20 protein-coding genes and 2 pseudogenes are annotated in these 22359 nt (G+C 71.4%); 9 read left to right on the top strand and 13 right to left on the bottom strand.

Annotation, left to right across the window (positions count from 1 at the left end):
- Positions 1 to 45 precede the first annotated feature (45 nt).
- Positions 46 to 225, top strand: a complete 180-nt coding sequence (locus tag AC067A_RS14550) for a DUF6480 family protein (protein ID WP_478619338.1) — start codon at positions 46 to 48, stop codon at positions 223 to 225.
- Positions 226 to 410: 185 nt separating this feature from the next.
- Positions 411 to 956: a UBP-type zinc finger domain-containing protein gene (locus AC067A_RS14545; RefSeq protein ID WP_478619335.1), complete on the top strand. Its 546-nt coding sequence runs from the start codon at positions 411 to 413 to the stop codon at positions 954 to 956.
- A 119-nt stretch (positions 957 to 1075) separates the two neighbouring features.
- Here the strand turns inward: AC067A_RS14545 and AC067A_RS14540 are convergent, their stop codons facing one another.
- Both AC067A_RS14540 and AC067A_RS14535 read right to left on the bottom strand, forming a co-directional pair.
- Positions 1076 to 1654, bottom strand: a complete 579-nt coding sequence (locus AC067A_RS14540; protein WP_478619332.1) for a fasciclin domain-containing protein — start codon at positions 1652 to 1654, stop codon at positions 1076 to 1078.
- 388 nt (positions 1655 to 2042) lie between these two features.
- On the bottom strand, positions 2043 to 2639 hold the full coding sequence (locus AC067A_RS14535; protein ID WP_478619329.1) for a DUF6479 family protein: 597 nt from the start codon (positions 2637 to 2639) through the stop codon (positions 2043 to 2045).
- Positions 2640 to 2727: 88 nt separating this feature from the next.
- Here AC067A_RS14535 and AC067A_RS14530 point away from each other — a divergent pair, with 88 nt between their 5' ends.
- Positions 2728 to 3237, top strand: coding sequence for a TspO/MBR family protein (locus AC067A_RS14530; protein WP_478619327.1), 510 nt, complete (start codon positions 2728 to 2730; stop codon positions 3235 to 3237).
- A gap of 252 nt (positions 3238 to 3489) precedes the next feature.
- Here AC067A_RS14530 and AC067A_RS14525 read toward each other — a convergent pair whose 3' ends face one another.
- From AC067A_RS14525 to AC067A_RS14505, 5 genes are all read right to left on the bottom strand, one after another.
- Positions 3490 to 4134 carry a GAP family protein gene (locus AC067A_RS14525; protein ID WP_478619324.1) on the bottom strand — a complete coding sequence of 215 codons (645 nt, stop codon included), beginning with the start codon at positions 4132 to 4134 and terminating at the stop codon, positions 3490 to 3492.
- Positions 4135 to 4394: 260 nt separating this feature from the next.
- The gene (locus tag AC067A_RS14520; RefSeq protein WP_478619321.1) at positions 4395 to 5375 is read right to left on the bottom strand and encodes a S1 family peptidase; all 981 of its coding nucleotides are present in this window, start codon (positions 5373 to 5375) and stop codon (positions 4395 to 4397) included.
- Between the two features lie 785 nt (positions 5376 to 6160).
- Positions 6161 to 7435, bottom strand: coding sequence for a M23 family metallopeptidase (locus AC067A_RS14515; RefSeq protein ID WP_478619318.1), 1275 nt, complete (start codon positions 7433 to 7435; stop codon positions 6161 to 6163).
- 371 nt (positions 7436 to 7806) lie between these two features.
- Complete coding sequence (locus tag AC067A_RS14510) at positions 7807 to 9777, bottom strand: bifunctional serine/threonine protein kinase/MFS transporter (protein ID WP_478619316.1); 1971 nt, start codon at positions 9775 to 9777, stop codon at positions 7807 to 7809.
- A 185-nt stretch (positions 9778 to 9962) separates the two neighbouring features.
- Positions 9963 to 10856, bottom strand: coding sequence for an alpha/beta fold hydrolase (locus tag AC067A_RS14505; RefSeq protein ID WP_478619313.1), 894 nt, complete (start codon positions 10854 to 10856; stop codon positions 9963 to 9965).
- Between the two features lie 361 nt (positions 10857 to 11217).
- Between AC067A_RS14505 and AC067A_RS14500 the strand changes: the two genes are divergently transcribed.
- The 3 genes from AC067A_RS14500 (at position 11218) to AC067A_RS14490 (ending at position 12990) form a co-directional block, all read left to right on the top strand.
- On the top strand, positions 11218 to 12129 hold the full coding sequence (locus tag AC067A_RS14500) for an SMI1/KNR4 family protein (protein WP_478619310.1): 912 nt from the start codon (positions 11218 to 11220) through the stop codon (positions 12127 to 12129).
- A 213-nt stretch (positions 12130 to 12342) separates the two neighbouring features.
- On the top strand, positions 12343 to 12627 hold the full coding sequence (locus AC067A_RS14495; protein WP_478619308.1) for a hypothetical protein: 285 nt from the start codon (positions 12343 to 12345) through the stop codon (positions 12625 to 12627).
- A 45-nt stretch (positions 12628 to 12672) separates the two neighbouring features.
- Entirely contained in the window at positions 12673 to 12990 is a 318-nt protein-coding gene (locus AC067A_RS14490; RefSeq protein WP_478619305.1) for a hypothetical protein, read from the top strand.
- A 69-nt stretch (positions 12991 to 13059) separates the two neighbouring features.
- On the opposite strand, the gene AC067A_RS14485 is transcribed toward AC067A_RS14490, so the two are convergent.
- From AC067A_RS14485 to AC067A_RS14475, 3 genes are all read right to left on the bottom strand, one after another.
- Positions 13060 to 13632, bottom strand: coding sequence for a TetR/AcrR family transcriptional regulator (locus AC067A_RS14485; protein WP_478619620.1), 573 nt, complete (start codon positions 13630 to 13632; stop codon positions 13060 to 13062).
- Positions 13633 to 13637: 5 nt separating this feature from the next.
- Entirely contained in the window at positions 13638 to 14000 is a 363-nt protein-coding gene (locus AC067A_RS14480; protein WP_478619302.1) for a DUF1304 domain-containing protein, read from the bottom strand.
- Between the two features lie 167 nt (positions 14001 to 14167).
- Complete coding sequence (locus AC067A_RS14475) at positions 14168 to 15160, bottom strand: aldo/keto reductase (RefSeq protein WP_478619299.1); 993 nt, start codon at positions 15158 to 15160, stop codon at positions 14168 to 14170.
- A 139-nt stretch (positions 15161 to 15299) separates the two neighbouring features.
- On the opposite strand from AC067A_RS14475, the gene AC067A_RS14470 reads away from it, so the two are divergent.
- Positions 15300 to 16184 (top strand): LysR family transcriptional regulator, encoded by an 885-nt coding sequence (locus AC067A_RS14470; protein WP_478619296.1) that lies wholly within the window; start codon positions 15300 to 15302, stop codon positions 16182 to 16184.
- Between the two features lie 85 nt (positions 16185 to 16269).
- Here the strand turns inward: AC067A_RS14470 and AC067A_RS14465 are convergent.
- The 3 genes and pseudogenes from AC067A_RS14465 to AC067A_RS14455 all read right to left on the bottom strand — a co-directional run.
- A pseudogene (locus AC067A_RS14465) lies at positions 16270 to 17370 on the bottom strand (SpoIIE family protein phosphatase); the annotation flags it as partial.
- 222 nt (positions 17371 to 17592) lie between these two features.
- A pseudogene (locus AC067A_RS14460) lies at positions 17593 to 18039 on the bottom strand (ATP-binding cassette domain-containing protein); the annotation flags it as partial.
- Positions 18040 to 18550: 511 nt separating this feature from the next.
- Positions 18551 to 19729, bottom strand: coding sequence for an alginate lyase family protein (locus tag AC067A_RS14455; RefSeq protein WP_478619294.1), 1179 nt, complete (start codon positions 19727 to 19729; stop codon positions 18551 to 18553).
- A 202-nt stretch (positions 19730 to 19931) separates the two neighbouring features.
- On the opposite strand from AC067A_RS14455, the gene AC067A_RS14450 reads away from it, so the two are divergent.
- Together AC067A_RS14450 and AC067A_RS14445 are read left to right on the top strand one after the other, a co-directional pair.
- Positions 19932 to 20444, top strand: coding sequence for a GNAT family N-acetyltransferase (locus tag AC067A_RS14450; RefSeq protein ID WP_478619291.1), 513 nt, complete (start codon positions 19932 to 19934; stop codon positions 20442 to 20444).
- Between the two features lie 398 nt (positions 20445 to 20842).
- Positions 20843 to 22342 carry a hypothetical protein gene (locus AC067A_RS14445; RefSeq protein ID WP_478619288.1) on the top strand — a complete coding sequence of 500 codons (1500 nt, stop codon included), beginning with the start codon at positions 20843 to 20845 and terminating at the stop codon, positions 22340 to 22342.
- The last annotated feature ends 17 nt before the right edge of the window (positions 22343 to 22359 follow it).

Raw genomic sequence — 22359 nt, 5'->3', positions numbered from 1 at the left:
GTGGGGAACTCACCGGGAACAGGATCCCGACCTCGGGAGGACACCATGTCCACACCCAACAACCCGCCGGGCGAAACGCCGCCCGTGGAAGGATCAACGGCGGAGGCACACCAGGAACGCCCCGACGGCGGCCTGTGGGAGCACCCCAGGGCACTGCTCAGCGTCATCGTGCTCGGCGCCCTCATGGTGGCGGCCTTCTTCATCGCCCGGATCGCCGGCTTTTGAGTCCCTTCCGGCCTTCGGGCCGGGGAGATCTGAGCAGGGCCCTGGGCGCGCCGGCCGGTCACCTTGCGAACTGACGTAACCGCCGCGCAGGACGTGCGGCCGGTCAGGGTCCGGGGTCGATGTCTCCCGCGTGAGTTTCGGTTCGTCCGCCGCTCGCCGGTGAGCACCAGGAGACCCGCACACGAATGAGTGACGAGATGGACGAATCAAGGCGGGTCATGGCGACGACACGAGGAAACGCAGGCGCGACACCCCGGCAATCGGCGCTCGACCCCCGTGGCGACGCGTCGACGAACACGAGCGGCGCGTTGATGAACACGAGCGGCGTGTCGACGAGCATGAGGGACCACGCCCATCAGGCCTGCTCGGTCGTGGTGCCCGCGGAAGGCTGGCAAGTCGCCCCCGACGGCGGACGAGCGGAGCCCCTGCCCTGCCGGCACCTCGTGGACGAGAGTCCATTCCCGGCACGGCTCCCCGTCACCGGCTGCGCCGAATGCGTGGCGGCGGACCGCAGCGACTGGGTCCGTCTACGAGTGTGCCTGCGGTGCGGACACAACGGCTGCTGCGACAGCTCCCCCGGCGCCCACGCCTACCAGCATGCCTCCCGCACGGGGCATCCGATCGCTCTCGCGGCCGAAGGATCCTGGGCGTGGTGTTACGTCGACGAAGTCTTCCTGGTCCCTGCTTCTCTCGCAGCCCGTGCGGCGGAGCGCAGAGGTGACGGCGGCTGAGGTCCGGCCCGGACCGGTGGACGGGCCCGAGCGTGGGCAATCAATCGGAGTGCCAGCCGACAGCCGGTGGTTCGAGGCCTCCGGCTGTCGTCGCGGTCGATTCAGGCGGCGTGGATCCGTCACTGCGGCATGAGGACGGTGTCGACGATGTGGACAGTGGCGTTGGCGGTCGGCACGTCTCCGCAGACGATCTTCGAGGTGTCGTTGACCGTGTAGGCGTCACCTGAGCCCTCGGTGGTCAGTGAACCCCCCTGCAGCGTCTTGAACGAGCCGTCGGCGAGGTCGCTCTTGTCGACCTCCTCCTCCACCACGTGATAGGTGAGGATCTTGGTGAGAGTCGCCTTGTCCGCGAGGACCTTGTCCAGGTCGGCCTTGGGGATCTTCGCGAAGGCGGCGTTCGTCGGCGCGAACACGGTGATGTCCTCGGCGTTGTTGAGCGTGTCGACCAGGCCGGCGGCCTTGACGGCCGAGACGAGCGTGGACAGCTCCGGGTTGTTCGACGCGGCCGTGGCGACCGGGTCGTCGGCCATGCCGTCGACGCTGCCCTGGCCTTCCTTCGGGAGCGACGCACAGCCGGGACCGAACGGCTCGCCCGTGCCCTGGGCGAAGGCCTGCGGGGCGATGACACCGAACGAAACCGGCAGGATGACGGCTGCGGCGGCGGCAACGGCGCGGCGGGTGATGCGCGAGGTGTTCATGCTGCTTCCTCCTCCTGGGTCCGGCCCTGTGACGGGAACGGCCATGGGTGGGAAAAACGTCTTCACGAGGCATTCGGCGCCGCACCCTCTGCCGGATGCGGCCAGGACGCAACGAAAGGGGGATGAACCAAGCGCCCGGCCCCGGGCCTACGGTTCTGCCTTGATCCGCTCGTGTCTGTCCCGGAGGGCGGGCGGACCGAGTGGCCAATACTGGATGACGGAGCGCCTGGACCCGCCCGCGTGCAGGCGCTCGGCATCATCCTCGCGGCCCGAATCCCCGCGGCGTACCGCGTTCGGCTCAGTTCAGCCGGGTGACGGGTTCGCGAGCCGGCCGGCTTGCGAACCCGTCACCCGGAGAGGCCGGGCGCATCGGCTGACCTGCCGTCCGTCAGTCACCGTGACCCGTGCCGCCACTTCCGAAGCCGCCGCTGGAGATCCCGTGCCATTTGCGCTTCTCCTCGCTCGGCGGGTCGGTGTCAGGCTCACCAGAGCTCTTCAGGTTGTACGGCATCAGGCGGTGCTCGCCGTCGGTGTGCGGCATCTCGGCGGGCTTGCGGTACTCGGAGACCTCGCCGGGCAGTTCGCCCGTGTCGGGCCGGTGCGGCTGCGACTCGGGATCCGGGGGCGGGAGCTCCTTGTTCTTGAGCCTGATTCCGAACGCGAATGCACCGATGAGAACGGCGACCACGATCAGACCGCCAAGGACCTGGGCGAGTCCGGACTGCCAAACGCCTGCCGCCAGAACCGAGGTGGCCAGGATTTCCGTCTCCATGGAGGTATCCCATCCGTCAGGACATGTCCCGGACCCCGAAGGCGGGCGATCCGAGACGGCACCGTGCGTGGCGCCCGTACCTCCTCTTCTGGCTTCGCTCCGGTGATGGATGCGGACGACGCACAGGTGAACGAGAAGCCCGCCCTGGGCAAGGCTGATCGCATCCGCATCCGCATCCGCATCCGGATCCGGATCCGGGCTGATGGCGCTCACTGCTGTCGGCCGGCCTTCTGCCTCGGGGCGGATCCATATCCGTTCACTGGATCCGCCCAGCCGTACGGATCGTGGGCATACGTGTTTTATGAGGATCATCAGCGAGCAGACACCACCCGTCACCCACGCCAGGTGGAGGAGTCACGCGTTCGCCGCGGTGGCCGTGGCTGCGGCGGCGGTAGCCGGAGCCCGGGCCGTCGATGCGGACAGCGACTGGTACCAGGCGCTCGACAAGCCGGGGTGGCAGCCTCCGTCCTGGGCCTTCGGTGCGGTGTGGACTCCTCTGTACGCGTCCATCGCGTGGGCCGCCGGCCGGGGGCTGGGCCGGGCCGGCAGCGGTGAGCGCGCCCGGCTGGCAGCCGACCTGGGTACGAATCTGGCGTTGAACGCGGCGTGGAACCATCTGTTCTTCCGCTTCAGAAGCCCAGGAGCAGGTCTGGTCGGCACCGTGCTCCTCGACGGCAGCAACGTCCTCCTCATCCGCCGTCTCGCCGTCATCGACCGTACGGCTGCCGCGGCTCTCGTCCCCTACGGCGCCTGGTGTCTTTTCGCCACGGCGCTGAACCTCTCCTTGGTCCGACGCAACTGGCAGCGGTAGAGGACGGGCAGCTGACTGCTGGGCTTGTCGCGCATCCGGAAAGGCTTGTCACTGCCGCTCTCCCGCGCCACCCGTTCGACGGCGCCTCTCCCGCACCACCCGTTCGACGGCCGTGACGAAGCGCTCCATGGCGGCGGTCCCGGCGCGGGACGGCGGGCGTCGGAAAGCCGGCTCTGGCATCTCCCGGAAGGGTTTCTTGTCGATCGCCGTCGAGTCCGACGGAGGTGGTGATGGTGGCTGAGGCCGCCCGCGTCAGGCGACCAGCTCGTAGATGCTCGCGGCCGTCAGCCACAGGCCGGCGAGGAGGGAAAGCGTGACGATCAGCTGCTCCTGGTGCCGGCCCAGCCAGTCCCGCAGGGCGTTCAGCCGGGCGTTCGCGGCCTCGGGTGCCCAGACGGCGTACATCTCCATGACGATGAGGCTGAGGGTGGCCAGCAGGCAGTAGCTGGTCAGCGCGATCCAGTCGCCGGCGGTGGAGAGCTTCGCCTCGAAGACCGTCGCGGCACCGGCGCCGACCAGTCCCCAGGGCTGCAGGAGCCACGCCAGACCGGCTGCCGTGATCCAGGAGGCGTTGTCGATCCGGGCGGCCCAGCGCGGTGGGCCGTGCGGGCGGGGCGGCCGGTGCCGCCGGTGTGCGCCGTACAGCACCAGTGCCAGACCGATGGCGAGTTTCGCGGCGATCGCGGCGGTCGAGGGCGCGCTGTGGCGGGCCGGGGGCTGGCCGCCGGTGAGCAGCACCACGACGGTGATCACGGCGATCAGGTTGGCCAGCCACGACAGCAGGAATGCCAGACCCTTGCGCACGCCGTGCCGCGAGGAGAGCAGCAGGATGAAGGCGCTGTTGTGCAAGGGCCCCAGAGAGATGGCCGTACCGATCACCATCAGGTCGAGGACCATCGGATCAGTCGCTCCTGGGCGTCAGGGCCGTCCGCCACCCATGAACCAGGGACCGGCCGGCAGAGGGATGCGGCGCTGCCACGGTGCCGCATCCCGACTGTGCAGGCGGCGGCCTGGCGGGTCAAGCAGGCCACGCCCGTGAAGCCCTGCCGGTCCGTCGGGGACGTGCGTCCCCGGTCGGAACCCGCTGCCCTTGCGGGCAGCGGGCGGGGTGGACCGGGGGAAGATCCTGGCCGGCCGGGGGTCCTTCGGGGACCGGATCAGAAGACGCTGACGCCGTAGGCGCTCAGGGCCTCGGTGACGGGCTGGAAGAAGGTCGTTCCGCCGCTGGAGCAGTTGCCGCTGCCGCCGGAGGTGAGCCCGAGGGCGGTGGTGCCGGAGAACATGGCGCCGCCGCTGTCGCCGGGCTCGGCGCAGACGTTGGTCTGGATGAGGCCGTAGACGATGTCGCCGTTGCCGTAGTTCACGGTGGCGTTGAGGCCGGTGACGGTGCCGCTGCGCAGGCCGGTGGTGCTGCCGCTGCGCTGGACCGACTGTCCGACGTAAGCGTTGCCCGCGGCGGTGATGTCGCGGTAGCTGCCGTTGTAGAGGTAGACGCGCCCGTCCGCGGCGGAGGCGTTGGAGTGACGGATGATGCCGTAGTCGTTGTTGGGGAAGCTGGTGCCCGCACGGGTGCCGAGCACGGTGGTGTTGGCGGAGTTGGTGTACCAGGTGCTGCCGATGTTGGTGCAGTGGCCGGCGGTCAGGGCGTAGTAGGTGCTGCCGCTACGGACGTTGAAGCCGAGGGAGCAGCGGCCGCCGCCGGCGTATATGGCCTGACCGCCGGCGATGAGCTTGTTGATCTTGCCGTTGGTCCGCTCGATCCTGAGGTTCTTGGCGTTGTCACCGGCCGCCTTGTGAAGGGTGGCGATCTCCGCCTGGGAGACGGTGGAGTCGACCGTGACGACGACCTTGCCGGTGGCCCCGTCGACGTACCAGGCGGAGCCCGCCACGTCGGCGTCGAGCACGGCGCGGCTGACCGAGGCCAGTTCGGCGGTGGTGGCTTCGGCGGCGGTCGGCTGGGCCGAGGAGGTGGGGGCGGCCAGGGCGGAAGCGGCGACGACGGCCCCGACGACGGCGATCAGCCGGGGAGCCCTGGTGGCGCGGATACGGGAAGAACGGATCACTGCATCCTCCGATGGGGGGTAGCCGAGCCGCTGGGTGGACGACTCGGGAGTCGAGTGGAGGCGGGCGACGGTCATCGCCATGCACCTGCCAAACTCTCGACGAGGGGAATCCTCGGCTCCGCCGCCCCTCCGCGACAAGGCGCACTTTCGGTCACCGCGCGTAGACCCGCCCGTGTGCCGCCTGTTGGGGCGTCCGCGAAGGCCGCCGGCCTCGCGACGAGAGGCGCGAAAAGAGTGTCGGCAAATTACAGACAGACGTTGCACTCGGGAAGACGGTCCGACTCCGCAGACCGCCGCCCGAGCGGTCCCACGACGGCCGCGCGCGCCCGTCGACCTCGACGTCCCAGGACCGCGCACCCCTCACACGGGGAACCCGCCCGCGGGTCGCGCAACGCCCGCGAGGGCAATGGCGAGCCACGGGAGCACCGCCCGCGTTCGATTTCCACTCCGCTGCCATCCGCAGCTCTCGAACGGTCCACGCCGACGAGCTTTCGGCTCCGGTGGCAGTCGAGCTGGAGTGCATCAGTCCGCATTTGCCGTGTCCGCAGGATGACTGAATCAGTCCCTTGCGGCGGGCCGCGTGCTGGACGGGGCATTGAGGGTGACCGTCCGGTCCGGCTGCGGGCTCGCCGCCGTGCACGGCAGGTCCAGCAAGTGGCCGCTCCCGCACCCGGCGCCCTGTTCGACGCCGAGCTCGGTGCGGAACCGCCAGGTCACGCCCTCGCATTCGTCGGTGCAGCGGATCCGCGTGCGGGCCGTACCCGCCCATGGGCGGGTACGGCCCCGTGAACCGCACGGCGGACCGGCCCGTGAGGGCCTTCCGCAGCGGTGGTCGGCCGGCCGGGCCGACCGGAGTCCGGTCAGAACTCCAGTACCTCGCGGTCGAGCGGATAGCGGGCACGGTGAGGGCCCTGGTGGGGGGAGGGTGTGATGGGGAGGACACCGGTCGGCTGCAGGCCCAGGTTGTCGTCCCAGATGCGGGGTTCGACCTGTCCGACGACGCGGAACTGCCGGAAGGTGAACGGGGGGCTGTCGGTCGGGAAGAACTCGGCTGTGGTCGTGACCTGGAAGTGAAGGTGCGGGGTGGTCGAGTTGCCGCTGTTGCCGATCAGGCCGAGGACCTGACCGGGTTCGACGCAGTCGCCCTCGCGGAATGTGAGCGAGCCGGGTTTCAGGTGGGCGTAGAGCAGGTAGCGGCCCGGTGCGACTTCCAGGGTGATGTGGTTGCCGACGGTGTTCTCGATCGGGGGGACGGGCGGGGTGAGGGGCGGCGGGTTGTCCGCGATTCCGTCCTGGACCTCGACCACTCTGCCGCGGGCGGCGGCCACGACGGGCTGACCGTAACTCAGGTAGCTGGTGAGCTGTGCGGGGTCGCCCTGCCAGGTCTGTCCCTGCTCGCCGACCCGGTACCAGTCGATGGCGAAGCGCTGCGGCACGTCGAAGCGACCGTTGATCGGAGCGAGGCCGCGTCGGTGGTGGGTGTTGCCGCAGCACGACTCGCTGGAGTACCAGGTGCCGGGGAGGACCGGGGCGCCCAGGTTCAGGGGCGCGGTGCGGCCTGTGGGGGTGGTCTGCACCGTCTCCTCGAACGCGGAGGCGCCGGAGGCGCTCAGGACGGCACCCGAGAGGTGGTGTTCGAGGGCCTTGGGGGCCTGCTGACCGCGGTCGAGGACCAGGTCGAGCCAGATGACCCACTGCTGGGAGCCCTGGATGACGGTCGGCGTCGGCGCCGGGGGCGGCGGGGTGTACCCGTCCGCGCCCGGCAGCGGGTCGCCCACCGGGTTGGCGGCCTTGGCCAGCGCCTGCCCGCTCATCGAGCCGATGACCCGGTGGGTGCGGGCGTCGCGGACGTCGACACGGTCGAGCCGCACCCGCGTACTGCTGGGGAGTGCGCTCGTGGTGAGCAGCTCGTACGAGAGGTGTGTCCTTCCGTCCGTGGCGACGAACGGCGTCGGTTCGGTCATCACCGAGGCCGTCAAGGGCGTGAACTGCGCGCCGGGCGCCTGAGTCGCCACGACGGTCCCGTATCCGGGTGCCGTCGCGGCCACCAGCATGCCGGCCGCGAGCACGGCAGCGGCGAGCCCGCGTCGTAGCGGGCTGCGGCTCGTGGGGTGGTGAGGGTCGCGCTCTGCCATTGCGCTCTTTCGATCGTCGGATCCGGCCGCGGAGGGCGCCGGTACGCCTCGCGCAGAGGTGCAGGTCCATGTAATCCGGCGGCGCGCCGCTCCGGGCGGAGGGCGCCGGAGGCAGGTGCCGAACTACACCCGACCAGCCGCGTCGACCACGGATTCCTCGCCTCGCGGGAGCTGGTCCGCATCACGCGCAGGGGGACCTCGTCACCCTGGCGGCGCCGCACCCGCCCTCGCGTGCTCCTCTCCCGGCATCGCTGGCCACCGAAGCGAAGCACCCGCGGTGCGCACCGATGGCCACCGAAGCACGCGTGGTGCGCACCGAGGGCCCCTGAACCGGCCGTGACCGGCCCGCACACCACCTCGCGCTCCACGTTTCAGTAGTACCCGTGCCCCAAGGCGGAGAACAGCAGCCCGGCTCCGACGCCGACCAGGGCCGACGCGAGGACGTAGCCGACCGGGGCCCGCACGTCGCCGCCGGGCAGGGGAACGAGCGCGCCGGCCGTCCGGGTCTGCCACCAGAGGAAGGCCGTGACCAGGATGCCTGCGGCCAGGGGCAGGACCAGTTCCTGGCTCGTGAAGTACGGAACGGCGCCGCTGACGGCGGTGATCGCGCCGAAGCCGAGGAGTACGCCGGGCACGTCGAAGCGGGTGCCGGGGCGCCCCGGCCTGTCGTGTACCTGGGTCGCCGTTCCGATCACGGCCACCAGGACGAGGGGGATCACGGCGACGGCGCACCAGCGCCAGGCCAGGTTCTCCAGGATCAGCAGGCCCGTCAGCAGGCCGAGCGCCGGGCCGACGCCCGCGATGACGAGGTGGATCCCGAAGGCCTTGCGTCGCTGCTCCCGGTCGGTGAAGGAGGTGGACACGAGGACCGGCGCGGAGGAGGAGACCAGTGCGGCGAGGACGCCTTGCAGCACGCGGGCCACGGTGAGCATGGCGGGCGTGCTCGCCACGGCGACGGCAGCGGCAGCCACCGCGAAACCCACCAGGCCGATCATCAGCGTCCTCTTGCGGCCCACGCGGTCCGTGAGGCGGGCGCCGAACAGCAGCGTCACCGCGAAGGCCAGCACGTAGAGGGTCGGCACCACGTCCAGGTAGACCGTGGACGTCACCCGCACGTCCTCTACGGCGTACCTCAGTTCCGAGTATCCGCCCCTCCACATCGCCATCATGGAGAACGCCGCGTCGAACAGCACGATCAGTTGCGCCAGGGCGAGCGCCAGCAGTCCCCGCCACCGCTGGGGAAGGGGGACGGTCGGGTCCGTGTGCCGGGCCGGGGCAGTGGGAGCGGCCGGGCCGCCGGGGGACGGGACCAGGGGCACCCCGTGGAGGGGCGTCGCCCCAAAGTGCGCGGGGGCGGTCGGGGTGTAGGCGGGCGGCGCGGGCTGTGGCTGGGCGTGCCGGACCCGGGGGGCGGGCACACCGGCGGGCCGACCCGCGGGCGGGGCGGGGGCGTAGTCCAGCAGATGGGCTGCGCGGCGGCCTAGTTGAGCCAGTACGGCGCCCGGCAGCCACTCGTCGGGATGGTCGGCGTCGGTGCGCTCGGCGACTTCCCGGGGGGTGGGCCGCTTGGCCGGATCCTTGTGCAGACAAGCGCGTACCAGCTCCACGAGCGAATCGGGCACGCCTGTCAGGTCCGCCTCCTCCTCGGCGATGCGGAAGAGGTGGGCGTTTAGGCCTGTCTCCGTCGCGCCGAAGAGCAGGCGCCCGGTGGCGGCGTAGACGAGGAGCGCACCCAGGCAGAACACATCGGACGCCGGGCCGAGTTCGAGGCCGCGTGCCTGTTCCGGCGACATGAATCCGGGTGAGCCGATCAGCATGCCGGTGCGCGTGTGCAGGCTGTCCCCGGCCAGGCTGTCCATCGCCCGCGCGATGCCGAAGTCGATGACGCGGGGGCCGTCGACGGTGACCAGGACGTTGGACGGCTTGAGGTCGCGGTGGATCAGGCCGGCGTCGTGCACGGCTCGCAGGGCGAGCGCGAGTCGGTTGGCGAGGGTACGGACCGACCGCTCGGGCAGCGGCCCGAAGTCCTGGGCCACGACGGTGGTCAGGTCGGGCCCGGGAATGTACTGGGTCGCCACCCACGGCACGGCGGCCTCGGTGTCGGCGTCCAGGACGTCGGCCGTCCACGCGCCGCCCACCCTCCTGGCCGCGGCGACCTCACGGGCGAACCGCTTGCGGAACTCGGGGTGTTGAGCGTGCTCGGCCTGGACGACCTTGACGGCGACCGTACGTCCCAGGTCGGAGCGGCCCAGGTAGACCAGGCCCATCCCTCCCGCGCCGAGGCGGGCGATCAGGCGGTACGGGCCGATGTGCGCGGGGTCCTCCCCCGTCAGCTGTTCCACGGTGGAGAGTTCAGCCCTTCACGCGCACGGGACCGCCGTCGAGCGGCAGGGCGCCGGTCTGCGGCGAAACGGACAGTTCGGTGTGCCCCATGCGTGATCCCCCTGGGTGGTCGCGAAGATCCCAAGGTAGGGCAACCGCCGGACAGGGGACAGGAATTGGTCCCGGGCAGTCCCTGAACGCATGGTCATCCCCCGTCGTCTGGCTCCGCGCCCGGTCGGGCGGACAAGTCCTGGTCGGCCACAGCCTCCAGACACCCTGCGATCTCGTCGGCGGCAGCCAGCGGGAACGCGTGGTGTGAGACCGTCGGCAGGATCTCGGTGCGCGCTCCCGGGAGCGTCTCCGCGACGGCCCGGGCGACGCGCTCGGAGTGGTGGCAGCGGGCGCGCCCCGCCAGCAGTACGCGCACCGGCAGCTCCCGCAGTGGGGCGAGGTCCGGTGGGGGGCCGTCGACCGGGCGGACGGTCGGGAACCCGGCAGTCTCCTCCTGGAGTTTCAGCCACGCCGGGTCGAGCGCGGCTCCGCCGGTTTCCCAGGCGAGGAAGGAGCGGATCCGTCGCGGGGTGGGCCGTACCAGCATCGGCAGCGCGCGCAGGACGTAACCGGGGGCCAGGCCGGTGAAGACCCGGGTCGGGTCGAGCAGGACAAGGCCGCCGACCCGCTCAGGCCTCCGGGCCGCGTAGTGCGCGGCGATCCATGCCCCGTACGAGTGCCCGCCGAGCAGCACCGGTCCCGCACCGGAGTACGCGGCACCGATCCCGTCGAGGACGGCGTCCAGCCAGCCGACGAGATCGTCCACGGAGCGGACGGGCCGCCCGGGCCGGGGCATGCTGAACCCTGGATCCCCCATCAGGTCGACGCCGTGCACATGGAACCGGCGGGCGAGCCCGGCCGCGGCGCACGCGCCCCACACCGTGGAGGTGGCCCCGCCGCCCGGCAGCAGGACGAGCGGCTGCGCCGTGGCGGGGCCGCAGGTGTTGACTCTGGTTGTCCCGTAAGGCGTCGGCAGGTCGGCGCGGTGGACCGGGACGGTCCACTCGCGGAGGACCTCGTCGTAGGCGACACGGAAAGAATCCGGCACGGATACGGACACGGTGACCCTGCTCTCTCGCCAGTCCGACAACCTCGCTCAGCGAGAGATGCTAGGTGGGGGCGATGTGGACGACAACCAGGCCGACTTCCCTGCCGGCGCGACCGGAGCGGCTTGTCGCCGCAGCACCCCGATCCCCTGCGACTCGCGCACCTGCTGCACGCGGTGACGGTCGGGCTCGGCCTGCGTCAGGCCGAACCCGCCTCTCGCATCGCCGTGCACCACACCGACGTACGGGCGTCGATCCGCCTCCTCGACGCCGCCCGTAGACGTCCTCTCATGTGGCGTGTGGACGTAGAGCTCAGGCTTGCCGTGATGCGCTTCTGTCCGCAGGTTGCGCCACACTCTACGAGTGACTGCGCTGATGGGCCCCGTGGTCCTCTTCGATGACGACTCCCTTCCCGAGCCCTGGCTGCGGCGTCCCGCTCCTGTGCATGGGGCCGCGCCGGCTCCCACAGCGGATCCGGAGGCACTGGAGCGGACGATGCGGGCACGGTTGCCCGATGCCGTGGGCGCGAGCGAGGAGGAGATCGCCGCCGCCGAAGCGCGTCTCGGGGTCACGCTGTCCGATGAGCTCAAAGTGCTCTACCGGGTGGCTCGGGTGGACTGGCATGACGATTTCGACGCGGCGGACCGCGCCGACGATGCGGTGGGCTGCGAGCTCCGGGGTCTGGACGACCTGCACGGCATCGACAGGACGGTGCGCCACCTCGACCGGAACTCGGGTGCGACGCGCGCGGTCATGACGGCGCCCGACGCCGCGGTGCAGGGCCTGGCCGGCTCACCGGGATGGATCGGCTTCGGGAGCAACGGCGGCGACACGTCCGCGGTCGACCTGGCACCGGGCCCGGGCGGACGCCTCGGGCAGGCCATCCTGGTCGATCGCGAGCAGAGCCTCGGCGCCGAGCTCGTGGCCGATTCCCTCACCGATTTCGTCCTGGTCCGACGGCGGGAGGAAAGCCGTGACCGGCACGGAGACGAGCTGCCGATCGTCGCCAGGGTCGGCAGCGGCCTCCTCGAGACCGTCCGGGCCGCCGCCCATCCCGCTTTGGAGGTCCTCTCCCTCGGCGCCTGGGGCGGCACGCCCTTCGACCTCGCGCCTGTCGCCGGGCTGCCCCGCCTGCGTACCCCCACCGCCCGTCCCGGCGCCCTCGCCGACCCCCGATCGTCCAGACACTCGTCGAGGGGGACCTCGGCCCGGCCGTTCGACCCAGGGCGACCGGGCCGGGTCTCAGTGGCCCCGACCGCTGACCCGGACCGTTGACCCCGACCGTTAACTCGCGCCGCCAACCTTGACCGTTGACCCGCGCCACTAACCGGACCGTTAACCCTCGCCACTAACCGGACCGTTAACCCTCGCCACTAACCGGACCGTTAACCCCGATCGTCAGAGGGGAACGTCAGCCAGGAACGTTAGCGGGCTTACGTTCTGCGCTACGGTGGAAACAGGAATGGTGATTCCGACTGGAGGGCCAGGATGAGCAGAGAACCGTGGACGATCGAACGGATCTGCGATGCTCTCGGAAACCCCGCCCTCAGCCAGCGCTTCCTGGGGGAGATCAACCGGGCGCCGGCCCATGAACTGCTCACCGTCTTCGCGAAGTGGGAGCGGATCGCGAAGGACACCGTGGCCGCCGTGGAGCGAGGGCGGAAGCTGGCGGCGTATGACGGTCGGGGCGAGGAGTCGCCCGGGACGTGGGTCGACGCGACGGCCAAGATCCGGGCCGTCGCGGAGCGGACTCGCGCCAGCGGCGCCGCGTGAGGGCGATCGGTTCTTCGTACAGTCAGCGAGCCGCTACGCTGTGTCGTGAAGGATCACTGTCTGCCGTCCAGTGATTTCGTCGCACCCGTCGTGGTGCCCGGAAATCAAAGGACCACCAAGGTGTACCGCCTCAAGTACGACCCGGCCGCCGAAGCCGTACACGAAGCGATGCCGGCCACCCCGAGTGAGGCGCTGACGCTCGCCCTCGCGGCCGCCTGCGGTGACCCCCTCGGTGCCACACAGCCCTACGGGGAGGACGACGGCGTCATCCGGGTGCTGGTCACCGACGCCGCCTTCGCGGTGCTCCTCGTCGGCGACACCCTCAAGACCGTGACCGTCCTGCAGATCAGCTACTACGGCTGATCGGCCCGATCGGCCCGTGGTCCGGCATCCTCCGTCCTTGCGTAGCCCTCGTCACCCTCGGCAAGGACCTCATGAAGCAGGTCTGTCCGACAGCGGGGTGCGGTGCAGGTTGACGAGGAGGCGCCAGACGCGTTGGGCGATTTCGGTGGGGGTGGCTTCGATGAGGCCGTGCAGCCAGTCGGCGAGGACGCCGGCGAAGGTTGCCGCGACGGCCGAGGCGACCAGGTCGGGCTCCGGCGCGCCGACCAGGGCGCGCTCGGTGCGGCTGCGGGTGCGGAGGTCCTGGTGGAGGACGTGGCCGAGGGGGCCGCTGCCTCCTGGGCGGAGGAGCTCGCGATAGAGGTCGGCGTGCAGAGCCAGGCGTTCGAAGAAGGCCGGCAGGGCCGGAGGCGGGGTGGACGGATCGGGCGCGCCGCGCCAGGCGTGGAGGGCGTCGACGGCTTCGCGGACGATGTCGGCGCAGGCGTCGACGGCGAGCGCCTCGAGGTCCGCGTAGTGCAGGTAGAAGGTCGCGCGGCCGACTCCCGCCCTGCGTACGAGCGTTGCGACGCTGACCTCCGCCAGGGGGCGGTCGGCGCATTCGTCGAGGAGCGCCTGGCGCAGTTTGGCGCGGGTCCGTGCCGTGCGGGGGTCCGCCTGCATTGCGGTCACCGGGCGAGCAGGACGGCGGCGAGCGCCAGGGTCGCGGGCAGGGCCTGGACGACGAAGATGCGCCGGTTGGCGGTGAAACCGCCGTACAGGCCGGCGATGATCACGCAGGCGAGGAAGAAGACCTGGACCTGGAACCCGGTCGGGTCCCCTGCGATCAGCCCCCAGACCAGTCCGGCGGCCAGGAAGCCGTTGTAGAGGCCCTGGTTCGCGGCGAGCGGGGCGGTAGCGCGGGCCAGGTCCGCGTCGAAGCCGGAAAGGTCGCGGCCCGGCTTCTTCTCCCACAGGAACATCTCGAGAACCAGGATGTACGCGTGCAGCGCTGCTATCAGCGCGACCAGTACCTGCGCGGTGACGTTCATGGGGGCACCTTCGCTCAAAGATCATGGACAGGTGTCCATGATACCTGGACGCCTGTCCATGATCTTCCCGGGTGGCCCGACGCCGTCGGCCGCTCCCCCGTCGCGGTGGCGGCCCGCCGCGCCTGGCGGTGTCGTGGCCTCTCGCGTCGGGGTGCGGCGTCCGTGGCTCAGGGGCGGGTCAGGGTGTCGATGAGGGTCAGTTCCTCGGTGTCGAAGTCGAGGTTGCGCAGGGCGGCCACGCTGTCCTCGATCTGGCGTGCGCTGCTCGCTCCGACCAGGGCGGAGGTGAGGCGGCCGCCGCGCAGGACCCAGGCGAGGGCGAGCTGGGCGAGGGTCTGGCCGCGGGAGGCGGCGAGGTCGTTCAGGGCGCGCAGGCGGGTCACCAGGTCCTCGGTGACGGCGTCGCGGTCGAGGAAGGGGCTGTCGCTCGCGGCCCGGGAGTCCTCGGGGATGCCGTCGAGGTAGCGTCCGGTGAGCAGGCCCTGTTCGAGCGGGGAGTAGGCGATGGAGCCGACGCGCAGGTCGTCGAGGGCGTCGAGCAGGCCCTCGTCCTCCGGGCGTCGGTCGAGCATCGAGTAGCGGGGCTGGTGCAGGGTGAGGGGTGTGCCGAGTTCGCCGAGGATGCGGGCGGCCTCGCGGGTCTGGGCGGCCGAGTAGTTGGAGACGCCGACGTACAGCGCCTTGCCCTGCTGGACCGCGGAGTGCAGGGCGCCCATGGTCTCCTCCAGGGGCGTGTCCGGGTCGAAGCGGTGCGAGTAGAAGACGTCGACGTAATCGAGGCGGAGCCGGCGCAGGCTCTGGTCCAGCGAGGACAGCAGGGACTTGCGGGAGCCCCACTCGCCGTACGGACCGGGCCACATCAGGTATCCGGCCTTGGTGGAGACGACCAGTTCGTCGCGGTAGGGGGCGAAGTCCGTCCGCAGGAGGTCACCGAGGGCGGACTCGGCCGCGCCGGGTGGCGGGCCGTAGTTGTTCGCGAGGTCGAAGTGGGTGATCCCGAGGTCGAAGGCGCGGTGGAGGATGGCGCGCTGGGCCTGGGCGGGGCGGTCGGGGCCGAAGTTGTGCCACAGCCCCAGGGAGAGGGCGGGGAGCCTCAGGCCGCTGTGCCCGGAGCGCCGGTAGGGCATGTCGTCGTAACGGTGGGAGTGTGCGGCGTACAACGCGGCTCCGTGGTGTGGGACCGGCGCACTGTGGTCGGTGCGCCGGCGGGTTCGTGGTGGCCTGACCAATCTCCCCTGAGCCGTGGCCATGAATCCAACAGGAGAATCCGATGGGATTCAGCGCTTAGGGTTCTGAGTCATGGAACTGCGGCATCTACAGCACTTCGTCGCCGTCGCCGAGGACCGGCACTTCACGCGGGCCGCGGAGCGGCTGATGGTCTCCCAGTCCGGTCTCTCGGCATCGATCCGGGCCCTGGAGCGGGACCTGCGGGCGCCGTTGTTCGTACGGAGCACCCGCCGGGTGACGCTGACGGAGGCCGGGCGGGCGTTGCTCGTCGAGGCGGAGCGCATCCTGGCGCAGGTGCGGGCCGCGCACGAGGCGGTGGCGGCCGTGCAGGGGGTGGTGCGCGGAACGGTGTCCCTCGGTGCCGAGCAGTGCGTCGCCGGAGTGCACGTGGCGGGGTTGCTGGCCGCGTTCAGGCGGCGGCATCCGGAGGTGGAGATACGGCTCCGGCAGGAAGGCGGGCTCTCCTTGGCGGAGGACGTGGCCGCGGGACGCCTCGACCTGGCCTTCGCGTACCGCACCCGGGCGGACTCCGACCACCTGCGCTCGGTGCCGCTGGCGGCCGAGCCGATGACGCTTCTGTGCCACCCCGGGCACCCGCTCGCCGCGGCCGGGCCGGTCCTCGCGCTTCGGGACCTGGCCGGGGAGGTCTTCGTCGACTTCCACCCCGGCTGGGGACCGCGTCGGGCCACGGACGCGGCCTTCGCCTCCGCGGACGTGCCGCGGACCGTGAGCCTGGAGGTGAACGACGTGCACAGCCTCCTCGACCTGGTGGAGGAGGACCTCGGCGTCGCGGCCGTACCTCGGCACTTCCGGCACAAGCGGGACTCCCTGCACGCCATCCCCCTCGCCGACACCGGTGACGCGGTGTACGAGACGGTGGCCCTGCTGCCCCCGCCGCGGACCACCAGCCCGGCGGCCCGGGCGCTGATGAGCCTGCTGGAGCGAGGCAGCGGTTGACGGCCTCGCGACGAGCGGCGGACGGCGGACGGCGCCGCATCACCGCTGGTCGCCGACGGTCGCCGCGGCGGGGTGTGCCCTGTGGTCAGGGCAGTGACTGTTCGGTCCAGATGACCTTTCCGGTTTCGGTGTACCGGGTCCCCCAGCGCTGGGCGATCTGCCCGACCAGGAAGAGGCCGCGGCCGCCCTCGTCGGTGTCGGCGGCCAGGCGCACGCGCGGTGAGGTGCCGGTGCCGTCGGCGACCTGGCAGATCAGCGTGCGTGCGTGGACCAGGCGGACGCAGATGGGGGCGGCGCCGTAGCGGATGGCGTTGGTGACCAGTTCGCTGATGATCAGTTCGGTGCCGAGGACCAGTTCCTCCAGACCCCAGCGACGCAGGTGGGCGGTGGCCGCGGCTCGGCTCGCGGCCACTGCCGAGGGGTCGGGCGGGACGTTCCATTCGGCGATGCGGTCGCCGGGCAGTGCCTTGGTGCGCACGACCAGCAGGGCGATGTCGTCGGCCGAATCGGCCGGGAGCATCGCGGCCAGTACGGCCTGGCAGGTCTGTTCCGGACTGTGCCCGGGGTGGGAGAGGGCGGCGCGCAGTCGGTCGAGGCCGACGTCGATGTCCCTGGTTCGTGACTCCACCAACCCGTCGGTGTACAGGACGAGACGGCTTCCCTCGGGAATGTCGAGCTCGATCGTGGCGAAGGGGAGCCCGCGTAGACCCAGGGGTGGGCCGGCGGGCGTGTCGGGGATGTCGACCGTACCGTCGGGGCTCACCAGGATGGGGGGCAGGTGACCGGCGCGGGCGAGCCGGCAACGGCGGGTCACCGGGTCGTAGATCGCGTAGAGGCAGGTGGCGCCGATGACGGCCGCCTCGCCGCCGCCGGCCGTCTGCTCCTCGTCGATACGGGCGACGACGTCGTCGAGGTGGGTGAGGAGTTCGTCGGGCGGCAGGTCGAGCATGGCGAGGTTGTGCACGGCGGTGCGCAGCCGTCCCATGGTGGCGGCGGCGTGGAGGCCGTGTCCGACGACGTCGCCGACCACGAGGGCGACGCGGGCGCCGGACAGCGGGATCACGTCGAACCAGTCGCCGCCCACTCCGGCGTGTGCGGGAAGGTACCGGTGGGCCGCCTCCACCGCGTCCTGTGCCGGCAGCCCCCGCGGCAGCAGGCTCTGCTGGAGGGTCACCGCGAGCGGGTGCCCGCCGCTGATGGCTGCCGCGAGCTGTTCCTGGCTGGTGTACCGGGCGTCGAACACGCCGCCGTTGCTGCCCAGCCGGAGCACGGCGATGCGGTCGGCGACGGCCTGGACGTCGTCCAGGTTGTGGCTGACCATGATCACGGCGTGGCCCTGGTCGCGCAGCCGGCGGATCAGGTCGAGCATCCTCGAGGTCTGTTCCACGGTGAGCGTGGCGGTCGCCTCGTCCAGCACCACCAGCTGGGGGCGGCCGAGCAGCGCCCGGGCGATGGCGACCGTCTGGCGCTCGCCCAGGGTGAGCGTACGCACGGGGACCCGGAGGTCGGGGCGGGTGATGGCGAGCTGGTCGAGCAGCGCGAGGGAACGTTTCTCTATCTCGATCTGCCGCAGGACGCCGAACCGGCGCAGCTCACGGCCGAGGTAGAGGTTGGAGACCGCGTCCATCCGGTCGACGAGTGACGGGTCCTGGTACACGGTGGCGATGCCCAGCCGCTGGGCTTCGGCGGGCCGGTCGAGATCGACCGGAACGCCTTGCCACTCGATGGTCCCCGAGTCCGGCGGGGCGATCCCGGACACGGCTTTGACCAGTGTGCTCTTGCCGGCTCCGCTCTCGCCGACCAGACCGAGGACCTGTCCGCGGTCCACCTCCAGGTCGACCGAGTCGAGGGCCACGACCCCGCCGTAGTGCTTGGTGATCCCGCGCAGGGACAACAGCGGACCCCGGGGCACTCGCCCACCTCCACCTCTCCACGGCCCACCAGATGGCGGTCGGTCCGCCGCCCCGCCCCCGACGACCCTTCCGAGGAACCCGAGAAAACCGGGAACCCGAGGAACCCGAGGCACGGGTTGTCCACCCTGACACCGGCGTCGCGGGCTGCTGAGACGGGACACGCGAGAACGGCCCCGTTCGGCGGCATCCCTCTCCGGAGTACCTCGCACCGGTGCGCGAGGCCGCCTCGACACACGCCGGCACGGCTGTGGCGGTGGCTGGTGAGCCCCGGTCGTGGACGTGTGCCGGGTGCGGAACGGGTCGGCGAGGTGCGGTCACTCCACCACTCCACGGGATGAAGAAGACGCACCCGATGGAGTCACCGCACGCCGGGCGGATCCGGGGTTGCGGAGGCGGGCCTTCCGATCGCTCGTCGCGGCGCTCGGTGCGGTGGAAGCTGCCGCGGGTTCCCGGTCAGGAGGGGTTGTCGGCGTGCGTGAGGGTCTCCCAGGCGACGAAGAGGTTGTTGCTGCCGGCCGGGCGGTTGCGCCGGGTCAGCGTCTCGGTGTTGGTCATGGCGAAGCCGAGGCGGTGGTGCATGGCGTTGTAGCCGACCTCGGTGACCGGGCCGAGCCCCAGGTGGAGGGAGCCGCCGCACAGCCAGCTGGGGACGGCGGTGCCGAGTTCGTACTTGGACTGGAACCCGAGGGCCTGGCGCAGGCGTTCGCCGACGTCCGTGCCGTACAGGTCCTGGCCCTGGATGCGGCTGGTCTCGGCGACGTGCGAGATGGCGGAGATGCCGTAGCCGGTGTGCGTGAGGTCCCGACAGGTCTCCTGGGTGAGGCCGGTGACGAAGGTCGACTGGCCCTGCCAGTAGTTGACGATCTTGTCGCGGGTGTCGAGGTTCTGGCTCGGCACGGTCTTCGGCAGTGCGCCGTCGGAGGCCAGGTAGACGTAGGCGGCGGTGCGCGTGCGGAACTTCGCCATGGCCTTGTCGTACGACGTCCGGTCCTCCAGGAAGACGGAGATGCCGACGGCGGCCTCCATCATCGACAGCTCCCAGTTTCCGTTGGAATTCGAGCCGTTGATGATCTCGGGCAGGTAGACGTTGCGGAGCATGGTCGCGAACCGGCCGGAGTTCGGCCAGCCGCCCGTGTACGTGTACTTGATGATCTCGGCGGCCTTGGGCCAGGACGAGCCGGCCCAGCCGGTCTGCAGCGGGGCGTTGCTGTTGGTGTGGTCCGTGATGACGGCGGACCAGGCGTCCATCAGCTGGACGGACTTCTGCGCGTAGCGCGCGTCACGGGTGACGTACCAGGCGAGGGCGTTGGTGTACGCGGCGATGGCGTCCTCGCGTTCGTCGGTGCAGCCGTAATTGGGGTTGGAGTACGAGCCGCACTCGACGACCGATCGGGGCTTGGGGGCGCGGTTCGGGTCGGCGTACTTGCTCGCCATCATCTGGTCGTAGGCGCCCTTCCAGGGCTGGGCGCCGGCGAGGACCTTGGAGCGGGCGAAGTCCAGCTGCCCCTGGGAGACGGCGACTCCGGGGTGGGTGAAGACGGCGGGGGCCGCTCCGGCGCCGGGTGCGGCCGGCCAGACGAGGACACCGGCGACGAGGGCGGCGACAGCTGCGAGGAGTCCGGTTCTGCGCATGAGCGGGGCCTTCCGTTCTCGTATGTGAACGTGAAGCACCTTGGTGAACAGGCGCGTTAAGCCGAGACGATAGGTCTGGACCAGATTGCCGTCAAGATGGGAAGGCGACGGCCGGCGCGACCGCCGGCGAACGCCTCGGGCGCGGTGTCGCTCGATGTCGCCCGACGCCGTGAGGGCGGGTGCGGGTGGCAGGCTGGGCATCATGAGCGACTTGTACGGGACCTCTGTCGTCCTGCGTCCTTCCGTCCTCGGGGATGTCCCCGAACTCGCCGCCATCCGGGCCACGCCCGAGGTCCGGGCGCGGTGGCTCGGTGGGGAAGACCTGGTCGGGGAGGTGGTCTCCGATCTGGAGGACTCCTCCACCCGCTATCTTACGGTCCGGTACGGCGGCCGGATCGTCGGCATGATCCAGTGGTACTCCGAGGAGGACGAGGACTACCGGCACGCCGGGATCGACCTCTTCCTCGATCCGTCGGTGCACGGCCGGGGGCTGGGCACCGACGCCGTCCGTACGCTGGCCCGGCACCTCGTCGACGACCGCGGGTACCACCGGCTGGTCATCGATCCGGCGGCCGACAACACGGCCGCCATCCGCTGTTACGAGAAGGTCGGGTTCCGGGCCGTCGGTGTGATGCGCCAGTACGAACGGGGCGCGGACGGCACCTGGCACGACGGTCTGCTGATGGACCTGCTGGCGGCGGAACTGGTCCGCTGAGTCCCGTGGAGTCCAGCTGAGCCGGTTCAGCCGGTTAGACAGGTCGGCCGAACCGGCTGAACCCAGGCGCCGAGCAAGGTCTTGTCCCTCGCGGGGGACGGGGCGGTGACGCCTGGTTCGGCGGGCTGGGACGACGCGGGTGTTCGGTTCGCCTGGTTCGATCGAGGCGAGGGCACGGCCAGGTGGTAGCAGAACGGGCCCTTCTCTCCCGATGGCGAGAAGGCTGCCGTCAGGGTGCCGGCAGCACGACGCCGGGCAGATCGGGTCCGGCAGCGGGCCGGGATCGACCGCCCGGAGAAATGCGGCTGACAGATCGTCCCGGCGGTGCTTACGATGCCCGCGATGAAGAACTTCCCCCTCTCCGGATGGGGGGAATCGTCCGCGCAAGGTGAGTGCTGATGGCCACTCACTTCGCGGAACCGATTCCCGCCCGCCTGTCGATGTGGCAGCGCGTACGCGAGTACGCCGTGCCACCGTCCATGATCGAGATCGCGACCGCCCGCCGGGTGACCGGTGACTGGGCGGGAGCCTGCGCCGCCGCCCGGGTCGACGTCGATCTCGATCTGCGCGCCGTGCGCGTCCGCCACGGCACCGAACTCGCCGCTCGCCTCCGGGCCGATCTGCGTCGCCTGGCGCCGGATCTGCTGCGCTGGCACATGCCCCGGATCGCCCCGGACGGGCGGCTCCGGCCCGGCCTCACCTTGTCGTTGGCCCGTTACGGAGGCCCGGGCGCCGCGGCACCGCATCTCGTCGTGCGGACGCCACCGGCCTGGGCGGACGCGGGCCAGCGGATGTCCCTGGCGCTCTGGGAGGAGTCCCGGGGAGACGCGCCCAGGCATCACCCCCATCCCCACCCCGACCGGCGCTTCCGTCTCGATCTGCACCGTCACCTCTGGGACGCCACCCGCAGCGCCGAACTGGCGCGACGGTGCGGCCCGGACGCGCCGTACGGGCCCGGCGACCACGACCTTCCGCGGCCGTCGGACCACTGGGCGGCGGAGGCGGAGCTGTTGCTGCGGGCCGAGGGCCGTTCGCGCGGCGCTCTGACCGTACGGCTCGGTGCGCGCAGCCGCTCCGTGCTCGAACTCGTCGCCCCCGACGACAGCCATGCCCCCGTGCTCAGGCCGGTGCGGGAGGTGCTGTCGCCGCAGCAGGTCGCGGCGCTCCCGGTGCTGCCGGAAGCCGCGGCACGAAAGCTTCCTGACCTGGAACTCCTGCGGGCAGGGCTGTTTCCCGCCGAACGGCTGCACCCGCTGGTCGCGGCGGCGCTGTCGACTCCGGGAGTCGTGGGTCCTTCGGGCTCGCCGCCACCCGCCGGGGCGGCCGTGATCGGTCCGCGGGGCGGCCGGGGGCCGGACTCCGGCCGGGACGCGGGCCCGGCCCGCGGTGCGGACGTGAGTCCGGACGGCGGGTCCGCGGACCCGCACCGGGTCGAGTGCCTGGGAGAGAGACACCGGATCGCCCTGCGGGACGGCGTACTGGTGGCGGTCGATCACGACCCGGCCCAACTGGCCCGTGAGGAGCTCCTCATGGCGCTGGGCGGGCCGGGGCTCCCCTGCCTGCGGGCGATCGACACCGTGCACCGCAGCCCGGAGGCGTTGCCCGCGGTCCGCGAGCGGCTCGGCCACGGTGACGTGACCGGCGCCCTGGTCGTGGTCGAGGGGTTGCTCGGTCCCGGTGCACTCCTGCGCGACGGGCCCCTGCGTGACGCCCTGGAGGGTGCGGTGGCCGGTCGCCTGGGTCACGGGTTGTTCCGTTCGGGTCTCGTACCGGTGCATCCTGCCGCGGATGTGGCCGGGGACAACGGCTACCGGCCCCGGCTCGACCGTCGTCTGCCGTCGGAGTTGCGCCGCAAGCGCGGCAGCCGTACCCGGCCACGGACCTGCCTGCGCGACTGACGGCCCGAAACCTGCGG

The organism is Streptomyces sp. NPDC043176 (genome assembly GCF_056436715.1).
The sequence above is the reverse complement of the archived record's forward strand: the minus strand, read 5'-3'. Positions and strand labels throughout refer to the sequence as shown.